Consider the following 21,867-nt stretch of genomic DNA (forward strand, 5'->3'; position numbering starts at 1 on the left):
CATGGACTCAGACGAGAAAACTCGTGTTGTCCTCGTACGGCGCCAGGGCGTTCGCAACGAGCCCTCCCGTGGTGGCGGCGGTTCCGGCGGACTGCTCGCAGGCGACGGCCGCCGAGATGACCGCCGCGGCGAACGACGTGCCGCTCCACACCGCGAATCCGCCGCCACCCGGAGCATTGTCGCCGCCGAAGTCGTCGATGTCGAGTGTGGTTCGCCGGAGCTTCTTGCCCGTCGCGATGTCGGTCTCGGTCTCGTCGCACATGCCGGCCTGCACGCTGCCCTCGAAGTCGGGGGGCAGCGTCGACACCAGGGACACTCCGGGTGCATAGACGTCGACCCAGTCCCCGATGTTCGAGAAGAGTGCGATCGAGTCGCCCGGCGGGTTCAGCGCTCCGACAGCGACGGTGTAGCCGAGCGATGCCGGGAACGTCGGCTTGTCGGAGGCCCCATTCCCCGCGGAGCACACCACTGCGCAGTCGAGCTTGTTGCGGATGTGCGAGAGGACGGCCTCGACCGGTGCCCCGGGAAACGCGCTGCCGGTCTCCGGGTAGAAGCTGAACGAGAGATTCAGCACGTCGACCCGGCCACCTGCCTCCATGTAGGTCCGCAGGTTCTTCAGTGCCTGCAGCAGATCGGCCTCCTCGATCACACCGTCGCCGGCGGCGATCCGCACAGGCAGGATGCGCGCATCCGGACATCCTTGGCGGATGAGCCCCGCGATGAAGGTGCCGTGACCGGAGGCGGCGTCGATGTTGCCCTGCAGGGGAGGTTCGGAGACCCTCGCGTCCTTCTCCGGCCCGGCGTCCAGCGGGAATCCGAGGGGCTGAACGGTGGACTCGACGGAACTGTCGATCCAGTCGTGGGTCCCCAGGCCGGTGTCGAACACCGCGACGACCGGCCCGTCGGGCCCTGCGTCCTTCGGCTTCGGGCCGACGTAGGTCACCGGCTGCCGCGCGCCGAATCCGAGCACGGCATAGCTGCCGATGCCCGTGGGCACATTCGCCGTGTAGGGGTTCGCGGTGTAGGGGTTCGCGGTGTAGGGGTTCGCGGTGTAGGGGTTCGCGGTGTAGGGGTTCGCCGTGTACGGGCCTACTCCGTAGGAGTCGAATGTGCCCACGTGGTTGAGTCCGATTCCCGTGGCCCGACCCTCTGCGAAGGCCTGCCGCAGCAGCTGCCATGCGTCAGGGGCGGGCGGCGGCGGCCACGCCCCGGGAGGGATCTTCAGCTTGACCCGAATCGCGGGAAGAGGTTCCTCCGGTTCGCCGTAGACCTCGATGCTGGACAAGTTGGGTTCTGCGTCGGCGGACCATCCCGCCTCGCGTGCGCGGGTCTGGAGGTACTCCAAGGCTCCGGGAGCCTTCTCGGTATCGATCACGAGCTCGTCGAGCACGTAGAACGTGGGCTGAACCGGGATGACTTCGTCGCCGGGCCCGACCAGTTCGTCTGCGGCATCCACTCGGGCAATGCGCCGCGCACGACCGCCGCCCCCACCGCCCGGAGGCGGAGGGTTCTGGCCGCCGTCATCCGGAGGCGGCGGCTCCTGGTTCACATCGTCGTTGATCGTCATCGCTTCTCACCTCTCACACTTCGAACTGCGGTGTCTGGAACTCCTGAAGCTCCCCGTCGCCACCCTTTACGACGAGGCGCACCCGGCACAGGCCGGTATTGACGTCTTCGAATGCGAACCGACCCTGCTCGCTCTGAGCGGCAGTGGTGTCGTGCTCGCCCTGCACGAGACGGATCGCGAGCACGTCGCCGTCGACCCATCCGTCGATGCGGTGCGCGCCCAGCTCGGTCGCGGTGATGTGCAGCAGAACGCTCGTCGTGCCGTCACTGAACTGCAGTGTCGAGGTGTCCGCGTCGCCGCGGACCGCGCCCAGCTCGGCCCCCTCCACGAGGGTCAGCAGCGCGTACTCGCGCGAGACGTCCTCCACGGCGACCGCAGCGACCATCCGGTCCGCGAGGTCCTCGGGCACGGGGTCGATCGACTCCCATGCCCCGCGCATTCGTGCGAAGAGCGCCGCGTCAGCGGCGTAGTCATCCTTCTTCATCGTCGTCGCCTCCCCATCCGGCACCCTCGAGTTCGGTCCGGAGCTTGGCCAGGCAGCGCTGCCGCGTCGGTCCGATCGACCCGACGGGCATCGAGAGGTCCTCGGCGATGCGCGCGTAGTCGGGTCGCTCGTCGAACGCGACGATCCGCAGCAGCCGCTGGCATCGTTCGTTGAGTTTCGCCACCGCGCGCCACAGCCGACGGGCTTCGTCGTCGGTGGCGGCAGTCTGCTCGGCGGACTCCTGGGCGGGCAGGTGCGGCTCCAGGGACTCGGCCTCGGTGGCATCGGCTCGCCGGTGCTGCTTGCCGACCCGCCACGCCTCGCGGCGCGCGCAGACCGTCAGCCAGCCCGACACCGCCTGCGGGTCGTTGATCGACTCATGGCGACGCACGAGCGTCATCCACGTCGTCTGGACGACGTCCTCGGCGAGCGCCCGGTCGAGCCCGTACGCCCGCACGACGTGCCAGAGCGTCGGTGTCATCAGCCGCACGAGGTCGTCCATCGCGCGCGCGTCGCCCTCCCGCCAGCGCAGGAAGTACTCAGCGGCGCGTTCCCAGCGTGCCGGTTCCCCAGTGCCGACGGATGCGTCTGGTTCCGCATTCGTCATGGCGCCCATTGTGTCCACACCGGTACAGAGAGCGGTAGACCCCCTCTGATACACGCAGATCGAGAAACCTTCGGCCGTCTCGTCGCCTGGACGGCGCACGACCTAGACTTCACGCATGCCCACCGCGCCGATGCTGTACCTGTGTGCGCGCCCGCAGCGTGACGCGGCGGACGCGGAGTACGAGTCGTTCCGCACCGCCATGAACCTCGATCACGATCAGCTCGACCATCTGGACCTCGTGCGCGAGCCCCTGCCCGAGGACGCCTTGGACCGGTACAGCGGATTCGTCGTGGGCGGCAGTCCGTTCAACGTCACCGAACCCGAGCATACGAAGACCGACGCTCAGCTGCGGGTCGAGTCGGCCCTCGAGCGCGTGGCCGCCGGCGTCGCCGACGGCTCGGGTCCCGCGGCGATGTTCACGTGCTACGGCATCGGGATCGTGACGCGGATGCTGGGCGGCGAAGTCACCCGCGGCTTCCCCGAGGACACCGGGCCCGCCCGCATCGAGCTCACGCGCGAGGCTGCGCACGACGCGCTCTTCGGCCTGCTCGCCCACCGGTTCTCGGCGCTGACCGCCCACAAAGAGGGCAGCAGCGAGGTTCCCCCCGGCGCCGTGCACCTCGCGCACAACGACGGATGCCCCGTGCAGGCCTACCGTGTGGGCGACCGTCTGTACGCCGTCCAGTTCCACCCCGAGCCCACCGCCGACGCCTTCGTCGCGCGCATGGTCGTCTACCGCAACGACGGCTACTTCGACTCGGCGGCGTTCGATGAAGTGGCCGGCCGCGTGCGCGCCGCATCCGTCACCGAACCGGCGCGCCTGCTGCGCGCGTTCGCGAAGCGGTTCGGTCCGGGCCGCTAGGTCCCGGCCGGCGGTTCGCGCAGCAGCGCGATCCGCTCGTCGAGGTATGCCGACAGGGGCATGAAGCCGCCCTGTGCGCTCCAGCGAACGCTGGGCACCCCGTCCACCAGGCCCAGAGGATCGGATGCCGGGCCGCCGGCATCCGCGGTGTCGAGGACCCGCCACCCGACGTGCACCGTCTCACCCTCGGCGAACCCGCCCCGGCGCGCCGCGGCCGCGCGTTCGGCCCGTCGTCGCTGCGCGTCCGCGGTGTAGCCCCGCCGCACCTCCTGTCGCGCCCGAACGATGTCGCCGGTGGCCAGGACCGCGTCGTCGGTGAGCAGCAGCGCCCCCAGGTGCCACGCGGTGCCGCGCGGCACGATGCGCTCGGCGCGCGGGATGCCGAGGAAGCGGCGCGGGTGGACGAGCTCTCCCAGCGCCTCGCGCGGCGTCCCCGCCACACGCGCTCGGGCATCGGCGAACAGGGCGGCGAACGCATCCGTCATGACGTCATGCCGCGTCGTCCTCGAGCGGGAACGCGCCGGAGCGACTCGGCGACTCACCGCGCAGCCCCATCGCGATCGGCGGGAAGATCAGCACCGACAGCATGCCGGCGCCGACGAGGATCGCGGCGTGTGCGGTGGTGAGGATCTTCTCGGAAACGCCGATCGAGGTGACCGCGACGATGATGGGCAGGCCCGTCGATCCCATGAGGAGCAGGGATGCGCGCTCGCGCAGGGTCGCCCCGGGCTCGGCCACGATGGTGGACGGGATGCCGCGCACGACCAGCAGCGCCAGCAGCGCGAGCGCGACATAGGCGAGCAGGCGCGGATCGTCGATCAGCGCCTGGAGGTCGAAGGTGACGCCGGTGTAGATGAAGAAGATCGGAACGAAGAAGCCGAAGGCGATGCCCTCGACCTTGCTCTCGACGGCATTCCGGTCGTGCTCCGCGGCCTCGCGCATCGCCAGGCGCCACACCACACCGGCGGTGAACGCGCCCAGGAGCAGGTCGATCTCCAGCACGATGCTCAGCGCCACCAGCGCCGCGATGATCAGGAACATCGCCCGCACGGCGAACTGACCGGACGTATGGAGCGTGGCGCCGACGATCTCGTGCAGTCGTCCCTGCGGCACGCGCATCGCGAACCACACGGCGAAGCCCGCGATGACGGCGAACAGCAGCAGCACGAGCGTGGCCAGTCCCGGATTGCGTCCGCCCAGGAAGACCGAGATCGCGATGAGCGGCCCGAACTCCCCCACCGTGCCGAGCGCGCTCACGGCCTTTCCGAACGGAGTCTGAAGCTCTCCGGCATCGCGCAGGATCGGAAGCAGGGTGCCCAGCGCCGTCGATGCCAGCGCGATGCCGATGATGATCGCCCCCTCGCCCGGGAGCAGCAGCCAGCCCACGGCGACGCCCGCGATGACGCTGACGAGCCACCCCATCCACGCTCGCTGGCCGGTGCGTCCGCGCAGGGCGCTCGCCTGGATCTCGGTGCCGGCGACGAAGAACAGCAGCGCGAGCCCGAACTCGCTGAACGTCGCCACGACTTCGCCCGGCTGGATCAGACCCAGCAGGCTCGGGCCCGCGAGGATCCCCAGCGCGAGCTCGAAGACCACGACCGGGACGCGCACCCACCGGCCGATCCCCCGAGCCGCGAGTGGCGCGAGCACCGCCAGGAGGGCGATCGCGAGCAGGGAGGCGACGTGCTGTTCCACGCGCTCAGCGTAGTGGCGGCCGCGTCGTCAGAGTTGGATGACGCCGGTCGTCGGCCGTGGTGCCCCGCCGCGGATCTCTCGGTGCAGCCGCTCCATGCGGGTGTCGAGTTCGGCCGCGGTCTCGGCGGCGTCCTTGAGGCTGTCCAACAGCTCCGAGGGAACCCGCCGGTCGTACTTGTAGTAGATCTTGTGCTCGAGGCTCGCCCAGAAGTCCATCGCGATCGTGCGGAACTGCACCTCGACGGGCACTTCGATGCGCCCGGTCGACAGGAACACGGGCACCTCGAGGATCGCGTGGAGGCTCTTGTAGCCGTTCGACTTCGGCTCGGCGATGTAGTCCTTGACGTGGAGCACCCGGATGTCGTCCTGCTCGGCGAGCAGATCGAACAGGCGGTAGACGTCGGCGACGAAGCTGCAGGTGATCCGCACGCCCGCGACGTCGGTGATGTGCCGACGGATCGACGGCAGGTCCGCCTCGACACCCTTGCGCTGCACCTTTTCGAGCAGGCTGTCGGTCGACTTCAGCCGCGACGTCACATGCTCGATCGGGTTGTAGTCGTGCGTCTGCAGGAACTCCTCCCGCAGGATCGAGATCTTCGTCTCGATCTCCTGCATCCCGAACCGGTACTCCAGAAGGAAGCGCTGCATCTCCAGACGGAGCTCGCGCAGCTCGTGGGCGGTGAAGGTGATCGGCGTGTTGTCGGGGTCTGCGTCGTCGGTGGCGACGGCGGGAACTGCCATGCCCGACACCCTAGGACGCGGGTCTACGAAGGTCCTGTGAGTGCGCGGTCACTCCAGCGCCGATCGCGCCCGCTCGGCGGCGCGCTGCGTGTCGCGTGCCGTCGCCGCAGCCGCCGCGTGCGCGCGGTCCAGGTCGGCGATCGAGGACTCGACGGACCCGAGATCGGCCTCGAGGCGGGCCAGGTCCCGCGTCAGGTCGTCGATCCGCTCCCGCAGATGCGCGGCGCGCTCGCGCGCGCGGTCGCGCCGCGCCGCCAGCTCCGCCAGCTCGCGCCCCGCGGCGTTCGCGGCCCGCTCCGCCTCTCGCGCGGCCTTCTCGGCCGCGCGACGCGCGCGGCGCTCGGCGAGGTCGTCGCGCGGTGGCGGCGTCTCGGCTCCCGGCAGCGTCCCGCCCACGGCCGCGGCGAGGTCGGCAGGCTCGAAGCCGCCCGCCTCGAGCGGCGCGATGAGTCGGCCGGTGCTGACGGCGGCCGCAGCGGCGGCGTCCATCACCCCGGCGTTGACGGTCTTCTCGACGCCCTCGCGGGCGGGCGGGCTGACGGTGACCCCGTGTTCGGCGGCGAGCTCGACCGCGTGCGCGGCGAGCGCCGCGACGAGCTGCCGCCGCTGGCGCCCGAGCTTCGCCAGCTCGACCGCGTCGAGGTCGTCCTGGGCTTCTCGCAGGGCGGCGGCGAGGTCGAGCGCTTCCGTCAGCTGACCGTCGGCCACAAGGAGATTCACGGCCCACGCGGCGACGACCGGCTTGCGCAGCGCCCGGATGCGGCGCGCGAGCTCGGGCGCGGATGCGGCCGCCCGCGCGTTCCGCGCCGCGGTGAACGCGGCAGGCGGCAGCGCGTACAGCTCGGCGGCGATGGCGTCGAGGTCTTCGGCCCCGTGCTCGTGCGGCATCCGTCCATTCTGGCGCTCGCGCGCCCGCGCCTGCCAGACAGACGGCGGAGTGCACGCGTCTGCTCCCGGGAAGGTCAGAACAGGCCTCGAAGCGCGATCACGATCGCGTTGAGCCGCGCCGCCTGCTGCCTGACCGCTTCGTTCGGCGCAGACCTCATGCTGCGAACGGTCTGCGCGAGGCGGTCGACCTGCTGAGCGTTGAATGTTCCGGCGCCGGCGGCGGGGAGGTCGTGACGAAGGCGACGCAGATCGAGATCCAGCTCGTCACGGAAGGCCTCGAGCTGGTCTTCCGTCAGCGCGTAGTGCTCCGCAGCGTTCTCTCGCCGGATCTGCTCCTCGGTCTTCTCGAGGAGGTCGCATACCCGATGCTCGAGGATCGCGGGCACGGGCCGCTCGGTCTCGGTCGCAGCAGTCCACAGATCGCGCATGTGCGGATTGCGCAGCGCCACCCCGACCGCGTCCTCGGGCGACAGCGGGAACGACGGGCCGCACAGCGGTGCCGCAGCGAAGCGCGGCACGCAGATCGATCCGTCCTCATCCGCCTGCTCGAGGCACTGCGCGTACAGATCGATCGTCGGCATCTCGCGCCACCGCAGCCACCGTGCTGCCGCCGCCATGCGCTCGTCCCGCTCGGCGGTCGAGAAGTCGAGCTCGGCGAGTCCGGAGACGATGCCGGGGAGGCAGGTGTCGAGGTGCTCCGCGGTCGCACACTCCACGGCCGGGGTCTCCCTGGACGAGGGCACGGCGCCACCGCCGTCGGGAGCCGCTCCGCATGCCGTGAGAGCCAGTGCCGATGCCCCCACGACGGCCATCATCCAGATTCGCGCACGTGGCACGATCCCCGCACCCTTCCGGGCAGGATGTGCCATGCCGTCGACGGGTGCCTGCCCGTGTGTGCCGTCCATGTCGTTCGCCTCTTATCGGCAGCACGCGTCGGAGTGTGTGCGTTGCCGGAGAGGAGCCGCCATGGGCACCACCAGATACGTGCGGGCGTTCTTCCCGCGACATGTGAGGTGCTTCCGGCGATCAGCAGCAGTCCTCGTCGCACAGCTCCGGCGGGCAGGTCATGGGGTCGCAGCAGTCCATCAGGTCACCTCCGATCCTTCCTCGGACATCTCCTCGAACATCTCCATGGGCGATTCGACATCGCCGCGCCACGCCTCGACGCCCTCGCGCACGGCCAGCGCCGCGACGACGAGCGCCGCGACCGAGTCCGCCCACATCCACCCGAACAGCGAGTTGAGCAGCAGGCCGATCAGCACGGTGCCGGACAGATAGATGCACAGCAGCAGCTGCTTGGCATCGGCCTGGACGCTCTTGGAGCCCAGCTCGCGGCCGGTGCGGAACTGCAGCCAGGCGAGCGCCGGCATGACCACGAGGCTCGCCACCGCGATCCCGATGCCGAGGGGGCTGTGCTCCACCGGTTCGACGCCGCTGAGGGCGAGCACCGCGTCGATCGTGACGTAGGCCGCGAGCGCGAAGAAGGCGATCCCGATGGCGCGGACGGTCGGCTTCTCCCAGCGCTCAGGGTCCTTGCGCGTGAACTGCCACGCCACGGCCACCGCCGAGAGCACCTCGATGAACGAGTCGAGCCCGAACCCGATGAGGGCGGCCGATGAGGCGACGGCGCCGGCGGTGACGGCGATGACGCCCTCGAGCACGTTGTAGCTGATCGTGAAACCCACGATCCACCGCACGCGCCGGTGCAGCACGGCCCGTCGTTCGTCGGTGATCGGCGTACTCACGAGGCCGCCTGGTCGCAGCATCCCGGCACCGGGCAGGCGTCGTCGATGCACGGCGCGTTCTCGTCGACCGCGAGGGTCACCTCGAGCAGCGAGGTCAGCGACCGGGCAAGGTGCGGATCCGCGATCTCGTAGCGGGTCTGCCGTCCCTCCGGCTCGGCGACGACGATGCCGCAGTCGCGCAGGCAGGCCAGGTGGTTCGATACGTTCGAGCGCGTCAGCTCGAGATCCCGCGCGAGCGTCGCGGGGTAACCCGGCCGGTCCAGCAGGCTCACGAGGATGCGGGAGCGCGTCGGGTCGGCCATGGCCCGGCCGAGCCGGTTCATGACGTCGAGCTTCGAGGCAATGGTCAGCATGGGCTGAATATACAGCGGTGACTGACCTGTTGCGAGGGCATGGGAGCATCGGACGATGACTCAGAGGCTGCCCTCCGGCATCCGCGGTGTCGTGTTCGATGTCGGCGAGACGCTCGTCGACGAGTCCCGGTCGTGGATCGTCCAGGCCCGCCGCGCCGGGGTGACGCCGTTCGCACTCATGGGAACGCTCGGCGCGCTCATCGAGCGCGACGAGGACCACCGGCAGGTCTGGGACCTGCTCGGCGTCGCTCCGCCCGATGCGCCGCCGATCGACGACGTCGATCTGTACCCGGATGCCGTCGACTGCGTTCGTGCGGTCGCGGCGCACGGGCTCCGCGTCGGCATGGCCGGCAACCAGCCGGCTGGGGTCGACGTGCAGTTGCGCGCGGCGGGCATCGAGGCGGACTTCATCGCCTCTTCGGCCGCCTGGGGCGTGGCCAAGCCCTCGGCGGCGTTCTTCCAGCGGACGACGGCGGCTGCGGGGCTCGACGCCGCCGAGATCCTGTACGTCGGAGACCGGCTCGACAACGACGTCCTTCCCGCTCGCGCGGCCGGCCTGCGCACCGCGTTCCTGCGCCGCGGGCCCTGGGGGCACATCCACGCGCGGCGTCCGGACGTCGCAGCGGCCGACATCCGCCTGGATTCGCTGGAGGACCTGACACGCGCACTGGCGGACTGAGCGCTCCTCGTCCGCCGGCGCGCAGCGCGACCGCGTTCAGCGGGACACGGCGTCGGTCCACCGCGTGAGCTCGGCGGCGAGCGCCGCCGACGCGTCGAGCTGGATCAGATGTCCGGCGTCGGCGATGAGCGAGACCGACGCGTGCGGGATCGCGTCGCCCAGCCGCGCCGCGCGATCGCTCGGAATCCACGTGTCCTCGGCGCCCCACACGATGTTCACCGGCTCCGTGAGGCTGGCGTAGTGCGGCTCGACCTCGTCGGTGAAGCGCTCGTCGGCCTGCGCGATCTGACGATAGAAGGCGGCCTGGCCGGCGTCGCCCGTCCACGGCTCGACGAGCGCGGCGAGGTCGTCGTCACGCAGCCCGCGATGGCTCGCGCCGCGGATGTAGGCCTCGACGACGCCCCGGTGCACCGCCGCGGGCAGCTGCGCGAAGACGTCGGCGTGACGCTTCACCAGTGTGAAGAACGGTGAGCCCCACGGCGACAGGGCGACGACGTCGACGAGGCACAGCGACGAGTAGCGCGACCTGTGCACGAGCCGCGCCCGCAGCGCCACGGCGCCGCCGACGTCGTGCGCGACGACATGCGGGCGCTCAAGGCCCCAGTGCTCCAGCAGGTCGGCGAACAGCTCGCCCTGCGTACCCAGATCGACCTCGTGCTCGGGCCGCATCGACGAGGCGCCGTAGCCCGGCATGTCCCACAGGTACACCGTGAACCGGGGCGCGAGGGCCTCCGCGATCGGCCGCCACAGCGCCGATGACCACGGCGTGCCGTGCAGAAGCACCAGAGACGGGCCCGAGCCGAGGCGGTCCCACGCCACGGTGCGCCCGCGCCAGACGAACTCCCGAGTCAGGTGGTGCGCGGCCATCCGCCCATCGTGCCAGCATGTCGACGTTCCGGTGCTTCGCGCCGCAAGGCGATGCGGCAGCCGGCCCCGGATCGTCCGATCGACGATCCGGGGCCGGAGTGGTACGCCCTCAGCTCAGGCGGTAGAACCGCCACATGCCGAACTCGGGAACGACCACGTCGGCACCCTGCCAGCCGGCGCTCCGCGCGTAGCCGCGCAGGGTGTCGGCCCGCATGACGGTGCCGGTGCCGGCGCTCGGGGCGTGGCTCATCCCGTCCGGCAGGCACACGAACAGGCTGAAGCCGTAGAGGAGCCGCTCGAGCTCGTCGGCATCCGAGCCGAACCGATCGGCCGCGGCCTCGTCCATGATCACCGCGACGCCGCCGGGAGCAAGCGCCTCGCGCGCCGCCGCCAGCACCGACACCGGGTGGGGCATGTCGTGCAGGCACTCGAAGGCGAACACGCCGTCGAACGGCCCGAACTCGGGCAGATGAGCGGCGTCGACCTCGTGGAAGCGCACGCGGTCGGCGACCCCGGCGGCAGCGGCGTTCGCCCGCGCCGTCTCGACGGACTCGTGGTCGACGTCGAACCCTTCGACCGTCAGCCCCGGGTGCGCCTGTGCGAGCGCGATCGACGACCAGCCGAAGCCCATGCCGACGTCGGCGATGCGCGCGCCCGGTCGCGAGAGAACACGGGCGGTCGGCTCGTCGTCGGCGAGCACACGCGGCATGTCGTCGAACCACGGCCGGTTCATGTCGGCCTGCGACTCGCGGGCGTGACGCCCGAGCCGCTCCCAGCTGACGCCGGAGCCGGTGCGATAGGCGTCGATGAGCTCGTCCATGCGTGCTCCCGACGCGGCCAGCATGCGCGCGAGCGGTTCGAGGTACGACAGGCTCGTGCCGTCGATGAGGACCTCGGCCGCCGGCGCGGTCAGCGCGAAGCGCCGGGGCTGGGCGTCGACGTCGCCGGCGACCTCGAGGAGGCCTCCCGCGGCCTGCTGTTCGAGCCACTCGCGCGCATAGCGCGGACTGGTTCCGGTGGACGCGGCGAGCTCGTCGGCATCCAGCGGACCGGCCTTCGCCAGAGCGCGGTACCAGCCGAGCTGCGAGCCGAGGTGGATGGCCATCAGGTCCATCCAGCCGAGCGCAGCAGACACGACGCGGTCGGCGAACGCGTCGACCGTGACGGCCGCGATGGCGGGTTCGGGAAGAACGGTGGTGGACATGGGGATGCTCCTTGCTGTCGAGAATCTCGTGATGTCTTCGACGCTAGGAATCGGGGACGGGCGGCCGCGTCGGCCGAACCATGCAATCGCCGCCGCCGGACGTGCATGATCCGATGCAGACCGGTTCGGCATCGCCCGGCCGTGCGCGGATCAGCGTGCGCCGGCGCCGCCCGCCGCGTCGTGCCACCACGCCGCGGCCGCCGTGCGCGACGAGACGCCCAGCTTGAGGTAGATGTTCGCCAGGTGGCGCCCCACCGTCTTCTCGCTGATGAAGAGCTGCTCGGCGATCTCGCGGTTCGCCTCGCCGCGGGCGACGTGCCCGAGGATCTCGCCCTCGCGTTCGGTGAGCGGCCCGATCGTCCCACCGACCTCCGCGCCGGTGTCGACCGCCGGCAGCGGGCCGGCGCCGAGCGCGGTCAGGATCGCCTCGGCGTCGGAGCGCACCCGGGCGGCGGTGGAGTCCTCGCCCCGCGCCTCGTGCGCGGCGGCGATCCACTCCAGCACGTGGGCCTGCTCCCAGCGCAGCCGCAGGCGGCGGAGCCGGTCGAGCGCGGCGTGCAGCGACACCAGCGCTGCGTCGGGGTCACCGCCGAAGAGCTCCACCATGCCGCGGGCGTGCTCCGCCCAGGCGCGGAACCCGTCCGTCGCGAAGTCGCGCGCGTCCTCCTCCAGTTCCTCGAGGAGGCGCTGGGCCTCGTCCGGCTCGCGCAGCGCCAGGGCGATGCGCACGCCGGGGCGCAGCAGGCGAGCCCGGGCGAGGCGGTCGCGGCCCGCGAGCGCGGCGACCAGACCTCCCCACGCCTGCTCGGGCCGCCCCGCATCCAACTCGAGCAGCGCTTCACCGGGGGCCGGATCGATGCCGGCCTCGCGCGCAAGCGCGTACGCCCGCCGCGCCCCAGCGTCGTCGCCCCGCAGCCGTCGAAGCTCGCCCAGCTGGTACCAGCCCTCTCCCGCGACCCACGGGTCGGCGGCGACGAGCTCCGAGGATGCGCGCTCGAGCGCGTCCTCGGTGCCCGTCCAGTCCCCCGCCGCCGACTTCAGTTCGAGACGGTGGACTCGGCACACGCCGGCGTACACGGCTTCCGAGCCGTAGCCGGCGGCCCACGCCTCGGTGGCGCGAGTCCAATCGGCCATGCGGCGGTAGTCGGCCAGCTCATGGCACGCGTGGATCGTGATGCACAGCACGTCGCCGGCCCATTCGGGTGCGACCTCGCCCGAGACCACCGAGAGCATCGCCTCGTCGAGGTGCGCGAAGCCGGACGCCGGGTCGCCGGCGCGAAGGTCGTGCATGCCCGCGACCACCGCGGCCAGCGCCGCGACAGCCGGGTCGCCGGTGGTCTCGGCGAGTTCCGCCGTGCGTGCGACGCCCGCCGCGGACCACGGCTCTTCGCCCTCGAGCCCCATACTCGCCTCGAGGTAGGCGAGGAAGCCGTGCGCCGGCCGATCGGGCAGCGGCTCGAGCAGCCGGCGGGCGCGCCGCGCCCAGGCGGCGCCGACCGTCACCTCGCTCGCGGTGAAGCGCAGCAGAGCCAGCAGCAGGGCGGTTTCGGCGGCGTCCTCGACCGCCCCGTCGGCCCGCGATCGACGGAACGCGTCCTCGAAGACACTCAAGCACTCGGGGCCCTGCCCCAGCCACCAGTGCCCCGCGGCCAGGGCGCGCAGATCCTCGGCCGCGACGTCACCGGATCGGCGCGCGGCGTCGAAGTCCGCCACGGCCGGGCCCCAGTCGCGCTCCCGGAATGCCGCGCGCGCCCGCTCGAGGACGCTCTGGTCCGCCATGCGGGCATGCTATCGCCCGCGCCGGTCGCGATGCGGGACCGTAGCGGAACCACAGCACGAGCATGACGCCCATCGACACGAGATAGAACAGGTGCAGGATCCAGACGGGACCGAACGGCAGGCTGAAGACGTAGACGGTGTGGAACACGTTCGCGACGTTGCCGACGACGAGGGCCCCGAAGCTGTACGAGCGCAGATCGTGCGAGCGCAGCGCCTTGAGCACCATCGGCAGATTCGCCGCGGCGAACAGCACGGTCGATACCGTGCCCGAGAGCATCGCGATGTCCATGCCGCCGACGCTACGGACGCCGGTTCCCGCCGCGCGTCGGCCGATCGATGCATCCTCGGACGCCTGTCTGCACGTTTCGGTGCAGGATCACCCGGCGCATCGCCCATCGGGCGGCGCGGACGTGTCAACCCCGGCCGCAGGCACGCGCGGTGACGGCAGGATGGAGCCGTGACGTCTCCTTCGATCGTGTGGTTCCGCGACGATCTGCGCCTCGCCGACAACCCCGCCCTGCGCGCGGCGCTCGACCGTGACGAGCCCGTCATCGCCCTGTTCGTCCTCGATGAGGAGTCCGACGGCATCCGCCCGCTCGGAGGCGCCGCGCGCTGGTGGCTGCACCACAGCCTCGCCGCCCTCGGCGAGCGCCTGCGCGAACGGGGGACGGCACTCGTGCTGCGCCGCGGGCCCGCCGGCCGCATCGTGCGCGAGGTCGTGGCGGATTCCGGAGCCGGAGCGGTGTTCTGGAACCGCCGCTACGGCGGCCCCGAGCGCGCCGTGGACGCCGAGCTGAAGGCGGGTCTGCGGGACGCCGGCGTCGACGTGACGTCGCTCGCGGCATCCGTCCTCTTCGAGCCGTGGACCGTGCAGACCGGATCGGGCCGGCCTTACGCCGTCTTCACCCCGTTCTGGAAGGCGTGCCAGGCGCTGCCCGCGCCGCGCGCGCCACTGCCGGAGCCGCGCGAGATCCCGGGACCAGCGGCGGCGCCGGCAGCCGACGAGCTCGACGACTGGGGGCTGCTGCCCACGCACCCCGACTGGGCCGAGGGCCTGCGCGAGACGTGGGAGCCGGGCGAGCTCGGCGCGCGCCGGCGGCTGCGGGACTTCCTCGACGAGGACCTCGCCGACTACGACCGAGCCCGCGACGAGCCTGCCGCCGGCGTCACGTCGAACCTGTCGCCGCGGCTGCGCTGGGGCGAGCTGAGCCCCTACACGGTGTGGCACGAGACCGTGGGCTCCGAGGCGGCGTCCCGGCATCCGGGCCCCGCCCAGGGCTTCCTGTCCGAGCTCGGCTGGCGCGAGTTCGCGTGGCACACGCTGTTCCACTTCCCCGACCTCGCCACGCGCAACTGGCGCGCGCCGTTCGACGCGTTCGCGTGGCCGCGTCTGAAGCCCACCCACCTCGAGGCGTGGCAGCAGGGCCGCACCGGCGTCCCCCTGGTCGACGCCGGCATGCGCGAGCTGTGGCGCACCGGATTCATGCACAACCGCGTGCGCATGGTCACGGCGTCGTTCCTGGTGAAGAACCTGCTGATCGACTGGCGCCGGGGCGAGGAGTGGTTCTGGGACACGCTCGTCGACGCGGACTCGGCCGCGAACCCCTTCAACTGGCAGTGGGTCGCCGGGTCGGGCGCCGACGCCGCCCCCTACTTCCGCGTGTTCAATCCGGCGCTGCAGGCCGAGAAATTCGACCGGCACGGGGAGTACATCGGCCGGTGGGCTCCCGACAGCGCCGACCTCGAGCCGCTGGTCGACCTCAAGGCGTCCCGGCAGGCCGCGCTCGACGCGTACGAGGCGGTCAAGCGGGCGCGGTGAGCACCGCGCCCGCGCGGAGCGTCCGTCCACCCGCCCGAACTCGACAGTCGCACCGCGATCGCGGACGGGTGCGGCTCCCCCGGTCCGAACACTGCGCGATCCTCCGGACGTCGGAGCCCGGGACCTCCCGATCCTCCGGGATTCGGGAGGTCCCCGCGAGCTCCGGCCGTGCGCGCAGACGACGCGGAATAGTCCGCCGCGGGGGCGCGGTTGACTTCCAGGATGAGCATCACCGCGGCCCCCGCCCTGTCCGTCCTCGACCTGGTGCCGGTGCGCACCGGTCAGACCAGCGCCGAGGCGATCGCCTCCTCGATGCATCTGGCGCAGGCGGCGGACCGACTCGGCTTCCGCCGGTACTGGTTCGCCGAGCACCACAACATGCCCGCCGTGGCGTCCACGACGCCGCCCGTGCTGGTCGCCGCGGCCGCGGCGCGCACGACGCGCATCCGCGTCGGCTCAGGCGGTGTGATGCTGCCCAATCACTCTCCGCTGGTCGTGGCCGAGCAGTTCGCCGCGCTCGAGGCCATCGCCCCCGGGCGCATCGACCTCGGCCTCGGCCGCGCGCCCGGCTCGGACCCGGTGATCACCCAGCTGCTGCGCCAGTCGGGAACCACGAGCGATGTGGAGCGGTTCCCCGAGCACGTCCGTGACATCGCCGCCCTCGTGTCGCCCGAAGGGGCCTCGGTGCGATTCTCGTCGGGAGGCACGTACGACATCCACGCCACTCCGGCCGCGACCGGTGCTCCCGAGGTGTGGCTGCTGGGCTCGAGCGACTACTCCGCGCAGCTGGCGGCCTCCACGGGCCTCCCCTACGTCTTCGCCAACCACTTCTCGGGGCAGGGCCTCGAGCGGGCGCTCGAGCTGTACCGGTCGCAGTTCCAGCCGAACGAGCGGCATCCCGAGCCCCGCACATTCCTGACCGTCAACGCGCTGGCGGCGCCGACGCGCGACGAGGCCGAGGAGCGGTCGCTCCCCAATCAGCTGACGATGATGCGCCTGCGGACGAACAAGCCGCTGATCCCGGCCGAGACCGTCGAGCAGGCGCGCGCGTCTGCCGCCGCGGTCGACGGCATGGGGGCGCAGATCATGGCGTCGGCGCGATCGACGTGGTTCGTCGGCACCGGCGAGGACGTGGCATCCGACATCCGGGCCTTCGCGGCGAAGCACGCCGTCGACGAGGTGATGATCTCGCCGATCGCCGGCTCGTACGACTCCGAGCCGCTGGACGCCTCGCCCGGCCGCACGCAGACGCTCGAGCTCCTGGCGGCGGCGCTGGGCTGACCCGCCCCGCGCGGGTGAATCGGCGCACGCGCGGGTGAATCGGCGCACGCGCGGGCGAATCGGCCCACGCGCGGGCCCGTCGCGCGAAACTCCACGGATCCGACGGCCCGGCGGCGCCCGGAGCGCCCGCAGCGCCCGGCTCCACCGCCGATCCGTGGAGTTTCGCGCGCGACCGCACCCACGGACGGCGCGCGACCGGTCCCGCGGATGGCGCGCGACCGGTCAGACCCCGGGCTCGCCGCTGATGAGGCTGCGCAGCCAGTCGCGCGCCTCGACGAACACGTCGTCGGAGTAGCGGTCCGGGTAGCGCACGAGCGCGCGATCCGCGCGCGGATACGAGCCCAGGAAGATCACCTTCGGGCTGAAGCGGCGCAGCCCCATGAGGGCATCGGCCATGCGCTCGTTCTCGATGTGGCCGTCGGCGTCGACGACGAAGCGGTACCGGCCGAGCTCGTCGCCGATGGGGCGCGACGCCAGCAGCGACAGATTGATGCCGCGCGTCGCGAACTGCTCGAGCATCTCCAGCAGTGCGCCGGGGTGGTCGTCGGGGAGTTCGACGATGAGTGAGGTCTTGTCCGCGCCCGTCGGCGGCGGCGGCACGACCGGGCGGCTGACCAGCACGAACCGCGTCACGGCGTTCGGGTTGTCCCCGATCCCCGAGGCGAGCACCTCGAGGTCGTGGTGCTCGACGATGCCGGGCGCGGCGATGGCGGCATCCGCGTCGCTCGTGCCGTCGAGCAGCCCCACGGCGCTGGCGACGTTGCTCGCCGCCGGGATGTGGGCGTGCCCGGGGAGCGTGCGCGTGAGCCACTGCAGGCACTGCGCGTACGCCACGGGGTGGCCCGAGACGAGCGAGACGTCCTCGAGCCGCGCGCCCGGCCGGCCGACGAGCACGAAGTCCACCGGCACGAGGTACTCGCCGATGATCCGCAGCCCGGGCATGGTCGCCAACGCGTCCTGCGCGGTCGACACGCCGCCGTCGACGGAGTTCTCGATCGCGATCATCGCCGCGTCCGAGCGGCCCTCGACGACGTCGGCGAGCGCTTCGCCGACGTTGTGCACCGGCCGCCAGTGCTGATCGCGGGCTTCGGCGACCTGCGCCAGAGCCGCCTCGGTGAAGGTGCCTGCCGGGCCGAGGAAGCTGTACGTGCGGCGGGTCTGCGCCGCGGCGTCGAGATCGCTCATCACGCCGTCCAGCCTAGCCAGGGACCTTCGCCCCTGGTCGCACGCCGATCCGCCGCCCATCGTGGAGGCATGGCACGGATCCTCGTCGCCTACGCGACCAAGCATCACTCGACCGCCGAGATCGCCGAGGCGATCGCCGACGAACTGCGCGGCCACGGGCACGCGGCCGACTGCGTCGACGCCCGGGAGGCCCGCGTCGACGGGTACGACGCCGTCGTGCTCGGCAGCGCCGTGTACATGGGCCGATGGCGCCGTGAGGCCCGGCGCTTCCTCACGCATGAGGCCGACGCGCTCGCGCTCATCCCGTTCTGGGTCTTCAGCACCGGCCCCGTCGGCGAGCCGAGCGGCGATGACGAGAAGGACTCGGCCTGGCTGGAGCCCGCCGCCGTCATGCAGCAGGCCGAGGCGCTGCACGTTCGCGAGCACGTCGTGTTCGGCGGCCGGCTCCCGGACGATCCGCACGGATTCATCGAAACGGCCATGTCGCGCAACACCCCGGAGCAGTACCGCGACCTGCGCGACTGGGAGCAGATCCGCACCTGGGCGGACAGGATCGCCGACCAACTCTGAAACCGGTCCGCGCGCACGGGGTCCCGCAATGACAGACTGGGACCATGAGTCGCGCAGGACAGCCCGCCGAAGCATCCGACCTCATCGACATCGATGAGCTGATCAACGCCTACTACGACCGCAGGCCCGACCCTCAGGTCCCCGAGCAGCGCGTCGCATTCGGCACCAGCGGCCATCGAGGCTCGAGTCTGTCGACGAGCTTCAACGAATGGCACATCCTCGCCACGACGCAGGCGATCGTCGACTACCGCAACGGCCAGGGAATCGCCGGCCCCCTCTTCCTCGGGCGCGACACGCACGGGCTGTCGCTGCCCGCCGAGCGCACCGCGATCGAGGTGCTCGTGGCCAACGGCGTCGACGTGCGTGTGGACTCGCGCGACTCGTGGGTGCCGACGCCCGCGCTCAGCCACGCGATCCTCGCCTACAACAAGGAGCGGACCGAGACGGATGCCGGCCGCGCCGACGGCATCGTCGTCACGCCCAGCCACAACCCGCCGCGCGACGGCGGCTTCAAGTACAACCCGCCGCACGGCGGCCCCGCCGACACCGACGCGACGGGCTGGATCGCCGCCCGCGCGAACGAGCTCATCGCGGCCGGGCTCGAAGGCGTCCAGCGCACCAAGTACGCCGACATCGACGGCGACACGCTCGACCACTACGACTTCCGCGAGCACTACGTCGCGGACCTCGGTCAGATCATCGACGTCGAGGCGATCAAGACGGCGGGCGTGCGCATCGGGGCCGACCCGCTCGGCGGCGCCTCGGTGGACTACTGGGCGCTGATCGGCGAGAAGTACGACCTGGACCTGACGGTGGTCAACCCCGAGGTCGACCCGACGTGGCGCTTCATGACCCTCGACTGGGACGAGAAGATCCGCATGGATCCGTCGTCGCCGTCGGCCATGGCGTCGCTGGTCGCCCGCCGCGAGGAGTACGACATCCTCACCGGCAACGACGCGGATGCCGATCGCCACGGCATCGTGACCCCGGACGCCGGCCTGATGAACCCGAACCACTACCTGGCGGTCGCGATCGACTACCTGTGCGCGCACCGCCCCGGCTGGCCCGCCTCGGCATCCGTGGGCAAGACCCTCGTGAGCTCGATGATCATCGACCGCGTGGTCGCAGCGGAGGGCCGCGCGCTGCTCGAGGTTCCCGTGGGCTTCAAGTGGTTCGTGCCGGGCCTGCTCGACGGCTCGGTGGTGTTCGGCGGCGAGGAGTCCGCCGGCGCGTCGTTCCTGCGCAAGGACGCCTCGGTGTGGACCACCGACAAGGACGGCATCCTGCTGTGCCTGCTCGCCGCCGAGATCCTCGCGGTCACCGGCAAGACGCCCTCGCAGCGCTACGCCGAACTCGAGGCCGAGTACGGCTCGTCGGCCTATCAGCGCGTGGACGCCCCGGCGACGCCCGCCCAGAAGGCGGCCCTGTCGAAGCTCGCCCCCGAGACCGTCACCGCGACGGAGCTCGCGGGCGACCCGATCACCGCGAAGCTGTCGCATGCGCCCGGCAACGGCGCCGCGATCGGCGGCCTGAAGGTCCAGACCGAGTTCGCCTGGTTCGCCGCGCGACCCTCGGGCACCGAGGACGTGTACAAGCTGTACGCCGAGTCCCTCAAGGGACCCGAGCACCTCGCGCAGGTGCAGGAGGAGGCGCGCGCAGTCGTCGGCGCGGCACTCGCCGACGCATGACGCCGCGCACCCTGATCGTCGACTTCGATGGAACGGCCTGCATCGGCGACGCACCAGCGCTCGACTACGCCGCGGCGCTCGACGTCGAAGCCGAGGGCGCGGACCTGCTGCGTCGCGTGCACGCGTGGATCGAGGATCCGCTCGGCGCCGCCGACGCCGACGACGCACTGCGGCACGCCGACGACGTCTACCAGGCGGCGTGGGGCATCGCCCAGGCGGTGGAGCTGTCGCCCGAGCGGATCAGCCGCACGTACCTCGCCAGCCGCGCTCGACTGACCGCGGGCGAGATCCACGCCGAGCGCGCTCCCGGGCTGGACGAGCTCAGCGCCGCCGTGCGCTCGGCAGGCGGACGCGTCGTGCTGGTCACGAACGCGCCGCGGGACGGCCTCGACCCGATCCTCGAGCGGCTCGGCATGACGCACCTGTTCGACGCCGTCGTCGGGGATGCGGGCAAGCCGGCGGGCCTCGCGCGCATCATCGCCGACGTCGCCGGCGCGGACGGCGGCGAGGCGATCGCGAGCATCGGCGACATCTGGCGCAACGACCTCGAGCCGGTGCGGGCACTCGGCGGCAGGACGGGCCTGATCGACCGGTTCGCGCTGAGACGCGGTCCCGCCGACTGGAGTGCTGCGTCTCTCGACGGCCTCGTCCCGGCCATCGCCGCGTGGGCGCGCGGGGCGTGATCCTCGGTCCCGTTAACGGCAGGACGACGGCTCTGTAAACATCAGGCTACGTCTGGCTGTTTCCCGCCGGGCGGGTGCGTGACGATGGCTAGGTTGGGCCGGAGTGCGCGACTCACAGCATCGCGGACGAGACCAAGAAGGAGAACGACGTGCGCAATCACAAAATCCTCGGCACCGTCGCCGTCGCAGCGGGGCTCGGGCTGACGCTCGCCGGCTGCGCGGGCGGCGCCGGCACCAGCACCGAAGAGACCGCTGCCGCGGATCCCGAGTCGATCGTCCTGGGCCTGGTGCCCTCGCAGGACGTCGACCAGCTCGTGACCGACGGCGACACCCTCGCGGCGCTCCTGGGCGACGAGCTCGGCGTGCCGGTCGAGGTCAACATCACCGACAACTACGCCGGTCTCGTCGTGGCCATGCAGACCGACCAGGCTCAGATCGGCATGTTCGGCCCCATCGGCCTCGTGCAGGCGCAGGACGAGGCGGGCGCCGTGCCGGTGCTGCAGTCCGTGCGCTTCGGCGACAGCGTCTACGTCACGCAGTGGTTCACCAACGAGCCCGACCGCTTCTGCATGACCGACATCGTCACGGAGACGGATGACGACGGCGTCGACTACCTCTTCTGCAACGGCACCGAAGAGGGCAACGTCGGCCCGCTCGGCGAGGACGCCCTCGCCGAGATCGCCCAGGACGAGCTCATCGCGTTCGTCGACGAGGGCAGCGCGTCGGGGTACTACTACCCCGCGACGCAGCTTCAGAGCGTCGGGCTCGACCCGTTCGACCTGTCGGGCGCCTTCTTCGCGGGCGGGCACCCCAACGCCGTCCGCGCCGTGTACGACGGCGACGCGACCGTCGGCGTGAGCTTCAACGACGCCCGCAGCAGCATCGCCGAGGAGACGCCGGACGTGGGCACCGAGGTCGTCGTGTTCGCCCACTCGACCCTCATCCCCAACGACGGCGTCTCGGTCTCGGGCTCGCTGTCCGAGGAGTGGCAGCAGAAGATCACCGACGCGTTCCTTGCGATCGCCGACACCGAGGAGGGCGCCGCGGCGCTCGACGCGGTCTACGAGATCGACGGCCTCGTGCCCGCCGACCTCGACGCGATCGACCAGGCGCGCGCCGTCTACGAGAACTTCGGCTGACCTGATCCATCACTCCGGGTGGAGGGCGCGT

23 protein-coding genes are annotated in these 21,867 nt (G+C 71.7%); 8 read left to right on the forward strand and 15 right to left on the reverse strand.

The window, feature by feature from the left end; all coding sequences use genetic code 11:
- Positions 1-7: 7 nt before the first annotated feature.
- From P0L94_11040 to P0L94_11050, 3 genes are read right to left on the reverse strand one after another with little or no spacing between them, the layout of a single operon-like run.
- Positions 8-1,567, reverse strand: coding sequence for a S8/S53 family peptidase (locus P0L94_11040; GenBank protein WES62988.1), 1,560 nt, complete (start codon positions 1,565-1,567; stop codon positions 8-10).
- A gap of 13 nt (positions 1,568-1,580) precedes the next feature.
- Complete coding sequence (locus P0L94_11045; GenBank protein ID WES62989.1) at positions 1,581-2,051, reverse strand: hypothetical protein; 471 nt, start codon at positions 2,049-2,051, stop codon at positions 1,581-1,583.
- Positions 2,038-2,658, reverse strand: a complete 621-nt coding sequence (locus P0L94_11050; GenBank protein ID WES62990.1) for a sigma-70 family RNA polymerase sigma factor — start codon at positions 2,656-2,658, stop codon at positions 2,038-2,040. The genes P0L94_11045 and P0L94_11050 overlap by 14 nt, the downstream gene beginning before the upstream one ends.
- Before the next feature lie 115 nt (positions 2,659-2,773).
- Between P0L94_11050 and P0L94_11055 the strand changes: the two genes are divergently transcribed.
- Positions 2,774-3,520 carry a hypothetical protein gene (locus tag P0L94_11055; GenBank protein WES62991.1) on the forward strand — a complete coding sequence of 249 codons (747 nt, stop codon included), beginning with the start codon at positions 2,774-2,776 and terminating at the stop codon, positions 3,518-3,520.
- Here P0L94_11055 and P0L94_11060 read toward each other — a convergent pair.
- The 7 genes from P0L94_11060 to P0L94_11090 all read right to left on the reverse strand — a co-directional run bounded on the left by P0L94_11060 (position 3,517) and on the right by P0L94_11090 (position 8,942).
- Positions 3,517-4,005 (reverse strand): hypothetical protein, encoded by a 489-nt coding sequence (locus tag P0L94_11060; GenBank protein WES62992.1) that lies wholly within the window; start codon positions 4,003-4,005, stop codon positions 3,517-3,519. The two genes, P0L94_11055 and P0L94_11060, sit on opposite strands and share 4 nt — an antisense overlap.
- 4 nt (positions 4,006-4,009) lie before the next feature.
- The gene (locus tag P0L94_11065) at positions 4,010-5,215 is read right to left on the reverse strand and encodes a cation:proton antiporter (GenBank protein ID WES62993.1); all 1,206 of its coding nucleotides are present in this window, start codon (positions 5,213-5,215) and stop codon (positions 4,010-4,012) included.
- A gap of 27 nt (positions 5,216-5,242) precedes the next feature.
- Positions 5,243-5,956 (reverse strand): GTP pyrophosphokinase family protein, encoded by a 714-nt coding sequence (locus tag P0L94_11070; protein ID WES62994.1) that lies wholly within the window; start codon positions 5,954-5,956, stop codon positions 5,243-5,245.
- A gap of 48 nt (positions 5,957-6,004) precedes the next feature.
- The gene (locus P0L94_11075) at positions 6,005-6,844 is read right to left on the reverse strand and encodes a hypothetical protein (GenBank protein WES62995.1); all 840 of its coding nucleotides are present in this window, start codon (positions 6,842-6,844) and stop codon (positions 6,005-6,007) included.
- Between the two features lie 74 nt (positions 6,845-6,918).
- Complete coding sequence (locus P0L94_11080; protein ID WES62996.1) at positions 6,919-7,560, reverse strand: hypothetical protein; 642 nt, start codon at positions 7,558-7,560, stop codon at positions 6,919-6,921.
- Positions 7,561-7,929: 369 nt separating this feature from the next.
- Complete coding sequence (locus tag P0L94_11085; GenBank protein ID WES62997.1) at positions 7,930-8,589, reverse strand: cation transporter; 660 nt, start codon at positions 8,587-8,589, stop codon at positions 7,930-7,932.
- Positions 8,586-8,942: a metalloregulator ArsR/SmtB family transcription factor gene (locus tag P0L94_11090; protein ID WES62998.1), complete on the reverse strand. Its 357-nt coding sequence runs from the start codon at positions 8,940-8,942 to the stop codon at positions 8,586-8,588. Before P0L94_11090 ends, P0L94_11085 begins: the two co-directional genes overlap by 4 nt.
- A 55-nt stretch (positions 8,943-8,997) precedes the next feature.
- Here P0L94_11090 and P0L94_11095 point away from each other — a divergent pair, with 55 nt between their 5' ends.
- Positions 8,998-9,621: an HAD family hydrolase gene (locus tag P0L94_11095; GenBank protein ID WES62999.1), complete on the forward strand. Its 624-nt coding sequence runs from the start codon at positions 8,998-9,000 to the stop codon at positions 9,619-9,621.
- 36 nt (positions 9,622-9,657) lie between these two features.
- Here the strand turns inward: P0L94_11095 and P0L94_11100 are convergent, their stop codons facing one another.
- From P0L94_11100 to P0L94_11115, 4 genes are all read right to left on the reverse strand, one after another.
- Complete coding sequence (locus tag P0L94_11100; GenBank protein ID WES63000.1) at positions 9,658-10,488, reverse strand: alpha/beta fold hydrolase; 831 nt, start codon at positions 10,486-10,488, stop codon at positions 9,658-9,660.
- 109 nt (positions 10,489-10,597) lie between these two features.
- The gene (locus P0L94_11105) at positions 10,598-11,692 is read right to left on the reverse strand and encodes a methyltransferase domain-containing protein (GenBank protein ID WES63001.1); all 1,095 of its coding nucleotides are present in this window, start codon (positions 11,690-11,692) and stop codon (positions 10,598-10,600) included.
- Positions 11,693-11,842: 150 nt separating this feature from the next.
- The gene (locus P0L94_11110; GenBank protein WES63002.1) at positions 11,843-13,471 is read right to left on the reverse strand and encodes a LuxR C-terminal-related transcriptional regulator; all 1,629 of its coding nucleotides are present in this window, start codon (positions 13,469-13,471) and stop codon (positions 11,843-11,845) included.
- Complete coding sequence (locus P0L94_11115) at positions 13,371-13,760, reverse strand: hypothetical protein (protein WES63003.1); 390 nt, start codon at positions 13,758-13,760, stop codon at positions 13,371-13,373. Before P0L94_11115 ends, P0L94_11110 begins: the two co-directional genes overlap by 101 nt.
- Positions 13,761-13,928: 168 nt before the next feature.
- On the opposite strand from P0L94_11115, the gene P0L94_11120 reads away from it, so the two are divergent.
- Together P0L94_11120 and P0L94_11125 are read left to right on the forward strand one after the other, a co-directional pair.
- Positions 13,929-15,290 (forward strand): deoxyribodipyrimidine photo-lyase, encoded by a 1,362-nt coding sequence (locus P0L94_11120; protein WES63004.1) that lies wholly within the window; start codon positions 13,929-13,931, stop codon positions 15,288-15,290.
- Between the two features lie 222 nt (positions 15,291-15,512).
- Positions 15,513-16,571, forward strand: a complete 1,059-nt coding sequence (locus P0L94_11125; protein WES63005.1) for an LLM class flavin-dependent oxidoreductase — start codon at positions 15,513-15,515, stop codon at positions 16,569-16,571.
- 222 nt (positions 16,572-16,793) lie between these two features.
- Here P0L94_11125 and pheA read toward each other — a convergent pair whose 3' ends face one another.
- Positions 16,794-17,756 (reverse strand): prephenate dehydratase, encoded by a 963-nt coding sequence (pheA, locus tag P0L94_11130; protein WES63006.1) that lies wholly within the window; start codon positions 17,754-17,756, stop codon positions 16,794-16,796.
- Between the two features lie 69 nt (positions 17,757-17,825).
- Here pheA and P0L94_11135 point away from each other — a divergent pair, with 69 nt between their 5' ends.
- The 4 genes from P0L94_11135 to phnD all read left to right on the forward strand — a co-directional run bounded on the left by P0L94_11135 (position 17,826) and on the right by phnD (position 21,836).
- Positions 17,826-18,326 carry a flavodoxin domain-containing protein gene (locus tag P0L94_11135; protein WES63007.1) on the forward strand — a complete coding sequence of 167 codons (501 nt, stop codon included), beginning with the start codon at positions 17,826-17,828 and terminating at the stop codon, positions 18,324-18,326.
- Between the two features lie 44 nt (positions 18,327-18,370).
- Positions 18,371-20,014: a phosphoglucomutase (alpha-D-glucose-1,6-bisphosphate-dependent) gene (gene pgm, locus P0L94_11140; GenBank protein WES63008.1), complete on the forward strand. Its 1,644-nt coding sequence runs from the start codon at positions 18,371-18,373 to the stop codon at positions 20,012-20,014.
- Positions 20,011-20,697 (forward strand): hypothetical protein, encoded by a 687-nt coding sequence (locus P0L94_11145; GenBank protein ID WES63009.1) that lies wholly within the window; start codon positions 20,011-20,013, stop codon positions 20,695-20,697. Before pgm ends, P0L94_11145 begins: the two co-directional genes overlap by 4 nt.
- Positions 20,698-20,846: 149 nt before the next feature.
- Positions 20,847-21,836 carry a phosphate/phosphite/phosphonate ABC transporter substrate-binding protein gene (phnD, locus tag P0L94_11150; GenBank protein WES63010.1) on the forward strand — a complete coding sequence of 330 codons (990 nt, stop codon included), beginning with the start codon at positions 20,847-20,849 and terminating at the stop codon, positions 21,834-21,836.
- Positions 21,837-21,867: the final 31 nt, after the last annotated feature.

Origin of the sequence: Microbacter sp. GSS18 (assembly GCA_029319145.1) — a bacterium.
GTDB lineage: Bacteria > Actinomycetota > Actinomycetes > Actinomycetales > Microbacteriaceae > Microbacterium.

Bases quoted from the DNA above. Each gene is read 5' to 3' on its own strand.
- P0L94_11040 (WES62988.1), bottom strand. From the start codon at position 1,567: ATGACGATCAACGACGATGTGAACCAGGAGCCGCCGCCTCCGGATGAC.
- P0L94_11045 (WES62989.1), bottom strand. From the start codon at position 2,051: ATGAAGAAGGATGACTACGCCGCTGACGCGGCGCTCTTCGCACGAATG.
- P0L94_11050 (WES62990.1), bottom strand. From the start codon at position 2,658: ATGACGAATGCGGAACCAGACGCATCCGTCGGCACTGGGGAACCGGCA.
- P0L94_11055 (WES62991.1), top strand. From the start codon at position 2,774: ATGCCCACCGCGCCGATGCTGTACCTGTGTGCGCGCCCGCAGCGTGAC.
- P0L94_11060 (WES62992.1), bottom strand. From the start codon at position 4,005: ATGACGGATGCGTTCGCCGCCCTGTTCGCCGATGCCCGAGCGCGTGTG.
- P0L94_11070 (WES62994.1), bottom strand. From the start codon at position 5,956: ATGGCAGTTCCCGCCGTCGCCACCGACGACGCAGACCCCGACAACACG.
- P0L94_11075 (WES62995.1), bottom strand. From the start codon at position 6,844: ATGCCGCACGAGCACGGGGCCGAAGACCTCGACGCCATCGCCGCCGAG.
- P0L94_11090 (WES62998.1), bottom strand. From the start codon at position 8,942: ATGCTGACCATTGCCTCGAAGCTCGACGTCATGAACCGGCTCGGCCGG.
- P0L94_11095 (WES62999.1), top strand. From the start codon at position 8,998: ATGACTCAGAGGCTGCCCTCCGGCATCCGCGGTGTCGTGTTCGATGTC.
- P0L94_11100 (WES63000.1), bottom strand. From the start codon at position 10,488: ATGGCCGCGCACCACCTGACTCGGGAGTTCGTCTGGCGCGGGCGCACC.
- P0L94_11105 (WES63001.1), bottom strand. From the start codon at position 11,692: ATGTCCACCACCGTTCTTCCCGAACCCGCCATCGCGGCCGTCACGGTC.
- P0L94_11110 (WES63002.1), bottom strand. From the start codon at position 13,471: ATGGCGGACCAGAGCGTCCTCGAGCGGGCGCGCGCGGCATTCCGGGAG.
- P0L94_11115 (WES63003.1), bottom strand. From the start codon at position 13,760: ATGGACATCGCGATGCTCTCGGGCACGGTATCGACCGTGCTGTTCGCC.
- P0L94_11125 (WES63005.1), top strand. From the start codon at position 15,513: ATGAGCATCACCGCGGCCCCCGCCCTGTCCGTCCTCGACCTGGTGCCG.
- pheA (WES63006.1), bottom strand. From the start codon at position 17,756: ATGAGCGATCTCGACGCCGCGGCGCAGACCCGCCGCACGTACAGCTTC.
- P0L94_11135 (WES63007.1), top strand. From the start codon at position 17,826: ATGGCACGGATCCTCGTCGCCTACGCGACCAAGCATCACTCGACCGCC.
- pgm (WES63008.1), top strand. From the start codon at position 18,371: ATGAGTCGCGCAGGACAGCCCGCCGAAGCATCCGACCTCATCGACATC.
- P0L94_11145 (WES63009.1), top strand. From the start codon at position 20,011: ATGACGCCGCGCACCCTGATCGTCGACTTCGATGGAACGGCCTGCATC.